The following is a 13,071-nucleotide window of genomic DNA, read 5'->3' on the forward strand; positions in this document are numbered from 1 at the left end:
GGGGGAAAACTTCGGGGACTTCCTCATGGCTCTATCCTCTCAAGGGAAAGAGCCTCCGGGAAAGTCGGGGCGGTTCAGTCTTCTTCGAGAAGCGGCGCTTGTCCTGAGAGCAGATAACATGACTGCTGGGCGGGATCGATGCAGCAGCGCAGCAACCAGGCTGCGTCGAGGCGTAAACCTAGGGAGCCCCAAGAATGGCTGGCCAGTCAGGCTGCAATATCAACTGTGCCACTTCAGTGGGTGCCTCGCTCAACCAGCGGTGTGCATGCGAAGTAGTCGACGTCTTGCGGCTGCACGAGTCGATCCGGGCCGCCTTCTCGGAGTCCATGTCTGACCCGGCCGTTCACGCACATCTGTTCTCTCGGTACGCCCTGTTCGTCGACCGTGCGGCGTTGGACGCCATGGGGCGAGTCGCGGCGGCGCTCTTCGAAGTTGCAGAGAATCCACGATACCGCGAGCGCGTCCTGCAATGGGCCCCCGACATCGCAACCCATTACCCGGGTTCGGCGGGTGGCGTCCTGGGGCTGGACTTTCACCTGACCGTCGACGGCCCGCGGTTGATCGAGGTCAACACCAATCCAGGCGGGCTGCTCCTCAATGCCGTGCTGCTCGATGCCGTGAGATCTTGCGCGCCGGCTGCGTGGACCACCTGGACCACGGCGACGGAGGCCCATAGCGCGGCTGTAGCCGCCTGGCTTGACGATGCCCGGCAGCAGTCGGGCCGCGCGCCGTCCCGTGTGGCCATCGTGGACAGCGCCCCGCGGGAGCAGTTCCTCTACCCCGAGTTCGAGCTGTACGCGGACGCATTCCGGGAGCACGGCGTGGACTGCGTGATACGCGCGCCCGAGGATCTGAGGTTCGGCCCGGAGGGGCTTGCAGATGCCGACGGCCCGATCGACATGGTCTACAACCGGTTGACCGATTTCGCGCTTGAGGAAGCTTCGCATCCGGACCTTCGTCAGGCTTATCTCGCAGGGGACGTCGCACTCACCCCGCATCCGCGTGCGCACGCGCTGTTCGCCGACAAGCGCAACCTGGCGGTGCTTGGAGACGCGGCTTTGCTCGGCGGGTTTGGGGTCGATGCGGGTTTGACAGCCCTGCTGGCCGAGGTGATCCCGACAACGGTTGAAGTCGTCCCCGGAAACCGGGATGCGCTGTGGGCAGCGCGCAACGGCTACTTCTTCAAGCCTGCAGCAGGGTTCGGCAGCCGTGGCAGCTATCGGGGCGACAAGCTCACCCGGCGAACGTGGGAGTCGATGGCGTCGGCGACCTACATCGCACAGGCCTTCGCGCCACCGAGCATGCGGATCGTGCATGGGGGCCAGTCGCTCAAGGCGGACGTGCGCTGCTTCGCGTCCGAGGCGGGTGTCCTGTTGTTCGCGGCCAGGCTGTACCAGGGCCAGACCACGAACATGCGCACCCCCGGTGGTGGATTCGCAGCGGTGCTCACGTCGTCACGGATCGAGGAGTGATTCCCCACCGGAGCCGACCCTTGGGGCGTGTCGTGGCTACAGCCAGGCGAGTGCCGATTCAGCCAGTTCGCGCTCCTCATCGATCGCGACGTTCCATATGCTCGGCCCGCCCCCGCGGTCGATCCGCGTGGCTCCAGCATCGTTGACGTCAGGTGCCAGCGCCAGGCCGAGCCAGGCCAGTCGCGCGACGATGCGAGCCCGCAAAACCGGCGCGCGATGGCCGATGCCGCCGGAAAAGACGACATGGTCGAGACCGCCAATTGCCGTGGCCATGGCCGCGATGGACTACGCAATCCGGACTGCAAAGAGCTCCACGGCAAGCTGGGCCTGCGGGCCGGGATCCGTCAGCAACACGCGCATGTCGCCATGGCCGGCGATTCCGGCAAGGCCTGCACTGCGGTACAGGCCGTTTTCAAGCGCCTGCGCATCCAGGCGTTCATGCCTCAGCAGATACAGCAACGCGCCGGGATCGAGATCTCCGGAGCGGGTAGGGCTCGGGATTCCACCCAGCGGAGTGAGCGCCATGGTGGTGTCGCGGCTGCGGCCGCCCTCGACGGCGCAGACGCTGCAGCCACCCCCCAGATGCGCGAAGACAGCGCGGCCCTTCAGGATTCCAGCGTCGTGGCTGGCCACTATGCGGAGCGCGGAGGCAAAGGCGAGTCCATGGAAACCGTAGCGGCGGATGCCCAGCGCATCCCATGCTTCAGGGACAGGCAAGCGCCGGCTCCAGGGTGATGGTGCCGAAGGGTCCGCATCACGAAACCGAAAGGTTCTGACCACCCAAACCAATTGGTCGTGATCTGGTCAACGACACTATGTGGCCATTGTCAAAGGGGAAGCTCTTCTGGTGCCCTCCTGATGCGTATGCCGGCAAGTTGAGTGAGGGAAGTTAGCGGGTCAGCCTCCAGCGCCTTCAGCCTCGCTTGGACCTCCTCAACGGGAAACTGGCCAACCTGTCCGGTCACGTAGATCACGTTCCAGAAGATGCGCTTGAGAGACCCGAACAGTCCTTCCCATCGATAGCGAAGTGCCGAGTGGCCGTACAGCACATAAGGAAGGATGTCGAAAGCGCACAGGGCTGGCAGGTAATGCTGTGGAGCATCCTCCGACTGCTCTCCCTTGCGGGCTAGGGCCAAAAGCGCAATGAAGGCGTCAAGTGAGCGCAGGTTGCGCAGTCCCAATGCGTTCTTGCGATCGAGTGGTGAGTGGTTGTAACCGAACCGTTCTGGCTCCCCGTCCAACAACAGCACATGGCGGACGCTCGCGGAGTGCTCGATGATGCGGTGGAGGCGTGGAACCGGTGGGCACTCGACCGCCAATAGTTCCCACAGTGGCAGGTCCCGCCAGTAGTCAAGCCGCACGGCCCCTGCTGACCTGTTCGACACGTGAGCCACGGTGTCCTCACTGGGCAAGGCCTTTCCCTCGCGCCAGCGCTTGTACTTGTTGGACACCACCTTCTCGCCCAGCTCGTCGTAGGGCCGGCGCCCATCAATGCGTGCTTCCAGCAACGTTGGAGACTGCGTTCCGAAGTGGTGAGCCAGAGCGCCATAGCAGACAGTTCCGCGCACACGCTTTACCGCGTCCCGGTGGGCTTTTGCATCGAACGAATCGCTGTGCGTCATCGGCATGCGCCATCGTCGGTCAGCTGTCCACTGTTGTCACGCTTGGTCCGGGGTATGGTTTTTCTAAAACCCATACCCTTTGAGCCATAAGTGGACCGATGCCATGATCGAGGCACAGGGGCCATCCGCGACAGTCCGGGACATGATTCGATCAGCAGCCATATATTCGCCAGCAACTGCCGGAGCGGATTCGGCACCACCCCAATGCTTTGAAGACTTCGAGCAACGCTTGGTGCGCGCCTTGGGCGCGACAATCGGCGGAGGGCAGCTCACTCGTGCATTGGGATATCCGTCACAGGATGCGTTCCGCAAGGCGCATCAGCGCGGGCGCTTGCCGGTGGACACCTTCGAGTTGGATGGCCGGCGGGGGCGTTTCGCCACGGCCACAGACATCGCTGCTTGGCTTTGGAAACAGAAGCGTGCGGTGGCGAGCGACAGGTCGCTGCAGGGAGGTGCGTCTTGACGAACTGACCTGCCGCAGCCGATTCGGCTGCATATTCCAGGCGCAGAAATGAAAACGCGCCGGGGGTAACGACCCCGGCGCGCTTCGGGCTATACGACCAACCCTTGCTCGTTATCGTCCCTCGGCTACCCAGCTGCTGTCAAGCCTCTCTGAGGCTCGCCTGAACCCAATCCACGATCCGCCGGAGTGGCAGCCGCTCCTGGGTGGCGGATCGCTGTGGGAGAGTGGCATGAAACAAGACAAGCTGGTGACGGCCGTGCGCCTGATCCTGACCACGTCCGCCAGTAACCGCCAGATCGGGCGGGATGTGGATCTAGCCTACAACACGATCCGCCGCTACCGGATGCTGCTGGAACAGCATGCGTTGACATTGGATGATGTGGAAGCGCTGAACGAGTCCGCGCGCCAAGCGCTGTTCAATCGGCGCGGGGCGGCTCAAGGCGAAAGGCGCGTCCCGGACTGGCCGCATATCCACCGGGAACTGCAACGCAAGGGCGTGACCCGCACGCTGCTGTGGCTGGAGTATCGGGATGAGGATCCGGACACCTCGTATGAACTGAGTCGCTTCAATGACCTGTACCGCGCATGGGCAGGGACGCAGGCGCTGTCGATGCGGCAACAGTACGATCCGGGGGAACGTGGTTGGGTCGACTTCTCGGGCACGCTGATGTCGTGGGTGGACCCGGCCACCGGCGAACAGCATCGGGCGGAAATCTTCGTGGCTGCCACGGGGGTTGCGGGGCTGCTGTTCGCCACCGCTGTGCCGTCGCAGCGCGTTGAACACTGGGTCGAGGCGCATTGTCGGTGGTACCACTTCGCAGGTGGTGTGCCGCGGATCACGATCCCCGATAACCTGAAGTCCGCCGTCACCAAAGCAGGTTCCGAACCGGTGTTGAACCCGTCGTATCTGGCGATGGCCCATCACTACGGCACGGTGATCCTGCCGGCGCGCAGCCGTCGCCCTAAAGACAAGGCACTCGCCGAGGGTGGCGTGCTGGTGTTCCTGCGCTGGGTCATTGCTCGCCTGCGCAACCGGGTCTTCCACTCACTTGATGAACTCAACACGGGGATCGCCGAGTGCATTGATCTGATCAACGACCGCACGATGCGCCGATACCGCCAGAGTCGCCGGGAGCGCTTCGAGCAAATCGATCGTCCCGCGCTGTTGCCGCTGCCGGAGCGCTACGAGTTCAGCGAATGGGTGGGGCCGGTTCGCGTGCCGCCGGACTACCACGTGTCCATCCATGGCCACTACTATTCCGTCCCGTACCGTCTGGTGCAACAGCAGATCCATGCCCGCTGTACTCCGAACGTCATTGAGATCATCAGCCATAACGCGCGGGTGGCCTCGTACGCCCGCTCGGAGGTGATCGGCGGGAAGACGACGGATCGGGCGCACATGCCCGACCATCACCTGGCATGGGCCGATCACACACCCGAGCGGTACCTGGGCTGGGCGCAGGGCATCGGACATCGGGCGCTGGCGGTGGTGCAGTCGCTGCTGGAGGGGGCACGCCACCCCGCGGCCGCTCTCAATTCGTGCGGCAACCTACAAAAGACCGCCCGCACGCATGGCGCGGAGCGGTTCGAGCTGGCCTGTGGCCGGGCGCTGGCGATCAAGTCACCGACGGTGAAAAGTGTTCGGTCGATCCTCCAGAACGGTCTTGAGCGCCATGAGAGGGCGCTTGCGATAACGCCCGCCTTACCGAGCCACGGCAACGTCCGCGGGCCGAACTACTACGCCAATCCAGAGGTGGCACATGCTGATTAACCCCACACGTCAAGGGCTGGTCATGCTCCGGATGCCTGGCATGGCCACGGCCTATGAGGAGCAGCTCGACAACCCGTCACATCAGTCGATGTCGTTCGACGACAGGTTCGGTCTTCTCGTGGATGCGGAACTGGCCATGCGTGAGAACCGCCGCGTCGCGCGCCTGTTGAAGTCAGCGAAACTCAAGGCCGCCAACGCGGTGCCAGAGGACATCGACTTCTCCGCAAGGCGCGGCATCGACAAGCGCCAGATCATGGATCTGCTGATGTGCCAGTGGATCGAGCGGGGCCAGCATGTGGTCCTCACTGGGCCCACCGGCACCGGTAAGACCTGGCTGGGCTGTGCGCTGGGGCGGGAAGCAACCCGCAAGGGGTTGTCAGTCAACTATCAGCGGATGCCGCGGCTGATGGAGGACATGGAGGTAGCGCATGCCGATGGGAGCTTGCCGGCGTTGCGCACGAAGTTGGCCAAGGCCCGGCTGCTGATTCTGGACGATTGGGGTGTCGCACCCATCACCGCCCGGGGTCGGCAGAACCTGCTGGAAGTGATTGACGACCGCATTCCGGGCGGCTCGGTGCTGATCACATCTCAGCTGCCCGTGAAGACCTGGCATGACTATCTGGGCGAACCCACTGTGGCCGATGCCATCCTGGATCGTCTTCTGCACAACAAGCACGCTATCGAGTTGAAGGGCGACTCGATGCGCAAGCACGCGGCTCGTTGACCTGATCACCGTTCCCGGCGAACGCCGGGAACGGTTGTTCTGACCGCGATAACGATGGGTCGGCGTTGACTGGTCGCCTCTCGAAGATGTGCATGCACGGCAGGCGGACGTCTCGTTGGAACATCGCGCACCACTTCGTCCCACGGATCACTCAGGCAGCCCAGGCCGACCGCATGACCTCGTAGAGCGCAGTCCGGGTCTTGTTGTCTTCCATCGAAGGGCTAGCAGCTCATGCAACGGCAAGAGCCCCCAGGAAGAGACTGATCCGGGGCATCCCGGCGGCTCCCGGCGAGGTCAGTGTCCCCGCGCATGAATCGAACCACTGCAGCAGGCGCACCAGTCCCTGGGACACGCACTGTCGTCGGGGCTGCGCGATCACCAGCCGTGCCAGTGCGGCAGTAAAAGCAAGTACAAGCGGTGCCATGGCCGAGAACTGGAACGCGCCTTTTTCCTGTAGCCCTCTCGACGCTTCAGCGGAATTGTATAACCCCATCATCCTCAGGTAACCTGCGCGGCCATGACCCGCCTGCATCCCCGCTTCTTGTTGCCGCTCCTGCGCGTCCTCGTTCTGGGTGTGCTTGCGCTGGGGTTGGCCGTCCAACCGGTGATGACAGCCGCCGGCGAGATGTATGAGCTCGCACACGACCCGTCGGGCATGCACAGCCACGGCCCGCATGCCAACGATCTGGGCGCGGAGCTCACCGCGACAGGTGCGCACGATCAGGATGGATCGGAGACCTTGCACGTGCTTCTGGATTTTGCACATTGCTGTGGCGCCGCCGCGGCCGTAATGCCTGTCCTGGAGTCCTTGTCTGCTCTTCCGGTAGCCGGTCGGCTGGTGATTGAGAAGGCGTCGCCCCCACCGATCGTGCGCCTAGCGAGTCCGTTCAAGCCTCCGATCTTCGGATGACCGCGCCGTCGGCCTGATGCCGACTCCCGTCAATTCGATTCATCGGAGCAACCCCCATGCGTTTGCGATCAGCGGCCCTGGCCGCGTTCGTCGCCGTGTGTGCCGTGGCATTCCCCACGCACGCCGCCGACCCCCTCACCCTGGACGACGCTTTCCTTCGCGTTGCCGATACACACCCCGATCTGCGCCTGTTTGGCGCCCGCCATGAGGCCCTGAAAGCCGAACTGGATCGCTCCTCGTTGCGCCCGGCGCTGGTCGCTGGAGCCGAGGTCGAGAACGTGCTCGGTACCGGCCCGGCCAGCGGCCTGGATGGCGCCGAGATCACGCTGAGCCTCGCCTCCGTGCTGGAGCGCGGCGGCAAGCTCGATGCCCGCCGCACGCTCGCGCAAAGCCGGATCGACGCGCTGGCCATCGAGCGCGAGGCGCAGCGGTTGGATCTCCTGGCCGAAGTGGCCCGCCGCTACCTGGCGGTCGTCGGTGCGCAACGCGAAGGCGAGCTTGCGCAGTTGGACGTCGACCAGCGCGAACGCACCGTTGCTGCGGCGCGCCGGCGTCACGAGGCCGGCGCTTCGCCGGAATCGGTCGTACTCACCGCCCAGGCCGCCCTCGCGCGGTCGGAACTGGATCGCGCGCGAGCCCGGCAACGTCAGGCGGCCGCCCGCCAGCATCTCGCGGCCCTGTGGGGCGAGCGAAATCCCGCATTCGAGATCCTCGGGGGCGATCTGCTCGCCGTGCCCCAGATCGCGGACTTCGCGGTACTCGCCGACTGGTTGCAACGCACTCCCGAGCTCGCGCAGTTCGTCGATCAGCAGCGCATTGGCGAGGCACGCCTGCAGCTGGCACGCAGCGAAGCGACCCCGGACTTCGACTGGCAGGTGGGCGTGCGACGGATGGCGGACGGCGATGACTTCGGCTTGGTCGGCAGTGTCTCGATCCCGCTGGGCACCACCCGCCGGGCACAACCGGGCATCCGTGCCGCACGCGCCGAGTTGACAGCGCTGGAAATCGAACGGGAGGCCGTGGGGCTGTCGCTCTACTCCACCCTTGCCGAGGCGCATGGCCGCTTCGGGGTGGCCCGCCTGGAAGCACAGCGGCTGGGTGAGGACGTGCTTCCACGTCTGGCCAAGGCCGAAGCAGCGGCCGCCACCGCGTACCGCGCAGGCGCCGCCAGTTATCTGGAGTGGTCGAGCCTGCAGGCGGAGCGCGCCGCCGCACGGCAGCAACAGCTGGCAGCTGCGCTGGAAGCCCAGCGCGCCCTGATCGAGATCCAGCGGCTGACCGGCCAGGCATTCGTCGCCGGCCCGGGCCCGCAAGACAACCAAGGAGCAACCCCATGAAGCCTGTCCACCTGATCCCGGCATTGGCGCTGGCCTTGAGCCTGGCGGCTTGCAGTGGTGAGCCGGACCAGCCTAGCCAGCCGGCAAACGACGCCCATGCTGACGAGGCCGCCGACCACGGCACCGAGGCCGACGAACACGGTCATGAAGCGGGTGAAATCGCCAGCACGGTCATCCCTGCCGAAATTGCCGAAAAGTCCGGTATCCAGACGCGGCCCGTCGGCCCCGGCGTGATCGCCGACGAGCATGAGGTACAAGGCCTGCTGACCCCGGTAGAGGGCCGTGTTGCGCAGGTCACCGCCCGCTTCCCAGGCCCGATCCGCTCACTGCGCGCCAATGTCGGAGACCAGGTTCGCGCCGGCCAGACACTGGCGACGATCGAGAGCAACCTGAGCCTGAGCACCTACAGCGTCGCCGCGCCGATCTCTGGCGTGGTCGTCGAGCGCAGTGCCTCGGTCGGCGGCTTGGCCGGCGAGGGCGCGCCGCTGTTCGAGATCGCCGATCTCTCGCAGCTCTGGGTCGACCTCCACATCTTTGGCGCCGACGCCCAGCACATCCAGCCCGGCGTGCCGGTGACGGTCACCCGCATGAGCGATGGCGAGACGGTCCGAACCACGCTCGAACGCGTGCTGCCGGGCATGGCCACCGCCAGCCAGAGCACGGTGGCCCGCGCAACGATCGACAACGCCGACAACCAATGGCGGCCGGGAACGGCGGTCAAGGCGCGGATCACGGTCGCGCAGGAGCCGGTGGACCTGATGGTGCCGCTGACCGCGCTGCAGTCGATGGATGGCCAGGAGGCCGTGTTCGTACGTGAGGGCGAGACGTACCTGACCCGACACGTCGAACTCGGTGCCCGCGATGCCACGCAGGTGCAGATCCTCTCGGGCCTGAGCGAAGGCGAGGAGGTGGTCGTCGCGGAGAGCTACTTGATCAAGGCGGACATCGGCAAGGAGGGCGCGGCGCATGACCACTGACGCCGTAGCCCTCCAGCCGGGCCTGCTGGAGCGAATCGTCCGGTTCTCGATCCGACATCGCTGGATGATGCTGGTGCTGACCCTCGGGCTGATCGGCGTGGGCATCTGGAGCTTCACCCGGCTCCCGATCGATGCAACGCCCGACATCACGAACGTCCAGGTACAGATCAACACCGAGGCGCCCGGCTATTCGCCACTGGAGTCCGAGCAGCGGGTTACCTACCCGATCGAGACGGCACTCGCCGGCCTGCCGCGCCTTGACTACACGCGATCTCTGTCCCGATACGGCTTGTCGCAGGTCACAGTGGTGTTCGAGGACGGCACCGACCTGTACTTCGCCCGGCAGCAGGTGGCCGAGCGCCTGCAGCAGATCCGCTCGCAGATCCCAGAAGGACTGGAGCCCGAAATGGGGCCGATCTCGACCGGGTTGGGCGAGATCTTCCTGTACACCGTCGACGCGGCGCCCGGGGCGGCCAAGCCGGACGGCACGCCGTGGACCGCCACCGACCTCCGCACCCTGCAGGACTGGGTCATCCGGCCGCAGATGCGCAACACACCGGGGGTGACCGAGGTCAACACGATCGGCGGCTTCGAGCGGCAGATCCACATCACGCCGGACCCGTCCAAGCTGGTTGCACTCGGCTTCACGCTGCAGGACATCGTCGACGCGGTGGCGGCCAACAACCAGAACATGGGCGCCGGTTACATTGAGCGCAACGGCCAGCAGTACCTGGTGCGCGTGCCCGGCCAGGTCGGCGGGATCGACGAGATCCGGAACATCGTGCTGGACCGACGCGACGGCCTGCCGATCCGGGTTGCCGACCTGGCACAGGTGGGTGAAGGCCCGGAGCTTCGTACCGGCGCGGCCACCCAGAACGGCGAAGAAGTCGTGCTGGGCACAGTGTCGATGCTGGTGGGCTCCAACAGCCGCACCGTCGCGCAGGCCGCGGCGGCGAAGCTGCAGGATGCGAACGCAAGTTTGCCGGAAGGCGTCACCGCGACGGCGGTCTACGACCGCACCGGGCTGGTCGAACGCACGATGCAGACCATCTCGAAGAACCTGATCGAGGGTGCCTTGCTGGTGATCGTGGTCCTGTTCCTGCTGTTGGGGAACTTCCGCGCCGCGCTCATCACCGCAGCCGTCATCCCGCTGGCCATGCTGTTCACCATCACCGGGATGGTGCGTGGCGGCGTGTCGGGGAACCTGATGAGTCTCGGTGCGCTCGACTTCGGGCTGATCGTCGATGGCGCGGTCATCATCATCGAGAATGTTCTGCGGCGGTTTGGCGAGATGCAGCACCGACTTGGGCGGACGTTGACACGCGAGGAACGCAACGACCTGACGGCCACTGCCACGGTCGAAGTCATCCGGCCCAGCCTGTTCGGCATGTTCATCATCGTCGCGGTGTACCTGCCGATTTTCGCGCTGACCGGGATCGAGGGAAAGATGTTCCACCCGATGGCGATCACCGTGGTGCTGGCCCTCACCGGTGCAATGGTCCTGTCGCTGACCTTCGTTCCCGCGTCCATCGCGATCTTCATGGGTAACCGCGTCGAGGAGAAGGAGAACAGACTGGTCCAATGGACGCGGCGGCGCTATGAGCCGTTGCTTGCGTGGTCGCTTCGCCGGCAAAACTGGGTCCTTGGCGGGGCACTGATGCTGGTCGTCGTGTCCCTGCTACTCGCCACACGCCTGGGCAGCGAGTTCATTCCCAGCCTGGACGAGGGCGACCTCGCCATGCAAGCGATCCGCATTCCCGGAACGGGCCTGGAGCAGTCGGTGAAGATGCAACTGGCCGTGGAAGAACGCCTGATGCAGGTTCCGGAAGTCGAGCGTGTCTTCAGCAGGATTGGCACGGCGGAGGTGGCCACCGACCCGATGCCACCCAACGTGGCGGACACCTACCTGATGGTGAAACCACGCGGGCAATGGCCCGATCCACGCAAGCCCAGGGACGTTCTGATCGACGAAATCGAAGCCGCAGTGGCCACGCTGCCAGGCAACAACTACGAGTTCTCGCAACCGATCGAGATGCGGACCAACGAGCTGATTTCGGGGGTGCGTGCGGATGTGGCGATCAAGGTGTTCGGTGACGACCTGGACACGCTGGTCGAAGTGGCCGAACAGGTCGAGGCGGCTGCCAGGCAGGTCGAGGGCGCGGTCGACGTCAACACCGAACAGGCAACCGGCTTGCCACTGCTGACGATCGTCCCGGACCGCGCGGCGCTTGCGCGCTTCGGCCTGAATCCGGGGATCGTGCAGCAGACCGTTGCCACTGCGGTCGGTGGCCAGGTGGCCAGCCAGCTGTTCGAGGGCGACCGGCGCTTCGACATCGTGGTGCGACTGCCGGAACAGATGCGCGTCGATCCGACCGCCCTCGAGGATCTGCCGATCCCCTTGCCCGACGTGGCGAACGCGGACCGGTCGAGCCTGGAACCCAGTTGGGCGAGCGCGCGGACCGTGCCGCTGCGGGAGGTCGCGCAGATCGAGAGCCTGCTGGGGCCCAACCAGATCAACCGTGAGAATGGAAAGCGCCGGGTGGTGGTCACCGCCAACGTGCGTGATCGCGACTTGGGTAGCTTCGTCGAAGAGCTGCAGCAGCGCGTCGGGCAGCAGGTGAACGTACCCGAGGGCTACTGGATCGACTACGGCGGCACGTTCGAGCAGTTGATCTCGGCCAGCCAACGGCTCGCAGTAGTGGTACCAGTGACCTTGGTCCTCATCTTCGGCCTGTTGTTCATGGCCTTTGGCTCGGCCAGGGACGCGGTGATCGTGTTCAGCGGCGTGCCGCTGGCGCTGTCGGGCGGCGTGGCCGCACTGGCTCTGCGCGGTATCCCGTTGTCGATCACCGCAGGTGTCGGCTTCATCGCGCTGTCCGGCGTGGCCGTGCTCAACGGCCTGGTCATGATCGCCTTCATTCGCAACCTGCGCGAACAAGGCCAGTCGCTGGACGACGCGGTCTTCAACGGCGCGCTCGGGCGGCTGCGGCCGGTCTTGATGACTGCCCTCGTGGCGTCGCTCGGCTTCGTCCCGATGGCGCTCAATGTCGGCGCGGGCGCGGAGGTGCAGCGTCCGCTCGCCACCGTCGTGATCGGCGGGATCGTGTCTTCAACGCTGCTCACCCTGCTTGTCCTGCCCACCCTTTACCGTCTTCTGCATCGCGGCGACGCAGCGAAGCCGCAACTGGAGGCCCACTGAGTTGAGTGAAGAGAAGATCGAGATACACGACGCGCACCAGCGCCGGATCCTGTTGATCGTCCTCGCCCTGAACCTCGCGCTTGCCGCGGGGTTCGGGGTCACGGGCGTCGCCGCCGGCTCAAGCGCTCTGATCGCAAATGGACTGGACAATACGTCCGACAGCGCCGTCTACATCATCACCCTGCTCGCACTCAGTCGCTCACAAGCCTGGAAACGGTCGGCGGCCAAAGTGTCCGGCTGGCTGCTGATCCTGTTCGCCGCTGGGATCCTGGTCGACGTGGGCCGTCGGTTCCTGGGTGACGCCGAGCCCATTGGTACGACGATGATGGTGATGGCGCTGGGGGCCGGCCTGGTAAACGCGACATGCGTGTGGCTGCTCAAGAAAATCCGGCAGGCCAATGTGAACGTGCGTGCCGCGACGACCTTCAGCACCAACGATTTCATCGCCAACGCAGGCGTGCTCGTGGGTGGCGGACTGGTGCTGTGGACCGGGCGGGCCTGGCCCGACCTCGTCGTGGGGCTCGCAGTGGCGGCGATCGCCCTGAAAGGGGGCATCGAGATCCTGCAGGATGCCCGTGGCGAAGAGGACGCTTGAG

The 13,071-nt window shown here is 65.4% G+C and carries 10 protein-coding genes and 1 pseudogene; 9 read left to right on the plus strand and 2 right to left on the minus strand.

The genetic code is table 11. The features are described 5' to 3' along the window. Positions 1-326 precede the first annotated feature (326 nt). Positions 327-1,472, plus strand: a complete 1,146-nt coding sequence (locus tag WB794_RS09990; RefSeq protein ID WP_337335719.1) for a hypothetical protein — start codon at positions 327-329, stop codon at positions 1,470-1,472. Between the two features lie 36 nt (positions 1,473-1,508). Here WB794_RS09990 and WB794_RS09995 read toward each other — a convergent pair. Then, positions 1,509-2,252 (minus strand): annotated as a pseudogene (locus WB794_RS09995) (hypothetical protein). A 47-nt stretch (positions 2,253-2,299) separates the two neighbouring features. After that, on the minus strand, positions 2,300-3,100 hold the full coding sequence (locus WB794_RS10000) for a hypothetical protein (RefSeq protein WP_337335720.1): 801 nt from the start codon (positions 3,098-3,100) through the stop codon (positions 2,300-2,302). Between the two features lie 686 nt (positions 3,101-3,786). Between WB794_RS10000 and istA the strand changes: the two genes are divergently transcribed. From istA to WB794_RS10035, 8 genes are all read left to right on the plus strand, one after another. After that, a complete protein-coding gene (gene istA, locus WB794_RS10005; RefSeq protein ID WP_337335721.1) occupies positions 3,787-5,328 on the plus strand; it encodes an IS21 family transposase in 1,542 nt (513 codons plus the stop codon). After that, positions 5,318-6,052, plus strand: coding sequence for an IS21-like element helper ATPase IstB (istB, locus tag WB794_RS10010; RefSeq protein WP_337335722.1), 735 nt, complete (start codon positions 5,318-5,320; stop codon positions 6,050-6,052). Before istA ends, istB begins: the two co-directional genes overlap by 11 nt. Before the next feature lie 367 nt (positions 6,053-6,419). Next, positions 6,420-6,509 carry an SEC-C metal-binding domain-containing protein gene (locus tag WB794_RS13540; protein WP_415926677.1) on the plus strand — a complete coding sequence of 30 codons (90 nt, stop codon included), beginning with the start codon at positions 6,420-6,422 and terminating at the stop codon, positions 6,507-6,509. A gap of 60 nt (positions 6,510-6,569) precedes the next feature. Beyond that, positions 6,570-6,962, plus strand: coding sequence for a hypothetical protein (locus tag WB794_RS10015; protein WP_320388288.1), 393 nt, complete (start codon positions 6,570-6,572; stop codon positions 6,960-6,962). A 56-nt stretch (positions 6,963-7,018) separates the two neighbouring features. After that, the gene (locus tag WB794_RS10020; protein ID WP_320388289.1) at positions 7,019-8,299 is read left to right on the plus strand and encodes a TolC family protein; all 1,281 of its coding nucleotides are present in this window, start codon (positions 7,019-7,021) and stop codon (positions 8,297-8,299) included. Continuing rightward, positions 8,296-9,276: an efflux RND transporter periplasmic adaptor subunit gene (locus WB794_RS10025; protein WP_320388290.1), complete on the plus strand. Its 981-nt coding sequence runs from the start codon at positions 8,296-8,298 to the stop codon at positions 9,274-9,276. Before WB794_RS10020 ends, WB794_RS10025 begins: the two co-directional genes overlap by 4 nt. Before the next feature lie 22 nt (positions 9,277-9,298). Continuing rightward, positions 9,299-12,475 (plus strand): efflux RND transporter permease subunit, encoded by a 3,177-nt coding sequence (locus tag WB794_RS10030; protein ID WP_320388295.1) that lies wholly within the window; start codon positions 9,299-9,301, stop codon positions 12,473-12,475. 1 nt (position 12,476) lies between these two features. Further along, the gene (locus tag WB794_RS10035) at positions 12,477-13,070 is read left to right on the plus strand and encodes a cation efflux transmembrane domain-containing protein (RefSeq protein ID WP_096009486.1); all 594 of its coding nucleotides are present in this window, start codon (positions 12,477-12,479) and stop codon (positions 13,068-13,070) included. The last annotated feature ends 1 nt before the right edge of the window (position 13,071 follow it).

The sequence above is a fragment of the Denitratimonas tolerans genome (genome assembly GCF_037203605.1).
Lineage (GTDB): Bacteria > Pseudomonadota > Gammaproteobacteria > Xanthomonadales > Xanthomonadaceae > Denitratimonas > Denitratimonas tolerans.

Coding starts and splice junctions, on each gene's coding strand:
- WB794_RS09990 (WP_337335719.1), top strand. CDS start 327: ATGTCTGACCCGGCCGTTCACGCACATCTGTTCTCTCGGTACGCCCTG.
- WB794_RS10000 (WP_337335720.1), bottom strand. CDS start 3,100: ATGCCGATGACGCACAGCGATTCGTTCGATGCAAAAGCCCACCGGGAC.
- istA (WP_337335721.1), top strand. CDS start 3,787: ATGAAACAAGACAAGCTGGTGACGGCCGTGCGCCTGATCCTGACCACG.
- istB (WP_337335722.1), top strand. CDS start 5,318: ATGCTGATTAACCCCACACGTCAAGGGCTGGTCATGCTCCGGATGCCT.
- WB794_RS10015 (WP_320388288.1), top strand. CDS start 6,570: ATGACCCGCCTGCATCCCCGCTTCTTGTTGCCGCTCCTGCGCGTCCTC.
- WB794_RS10020 (WP_320388289.1), top strand. CDS start 7,019: ATGCGTTTGCGATCAGCGGCCCTGGCCGCGTTCGTCGCCGTGTGTGCC.
- WB794_RS10025 (WP_320388290.1), top strand. CDS start 8,296: ATGAAGCCTGTCCACCTGATCCCGGCATTGGCGCTGGCCTTGAGCCTG.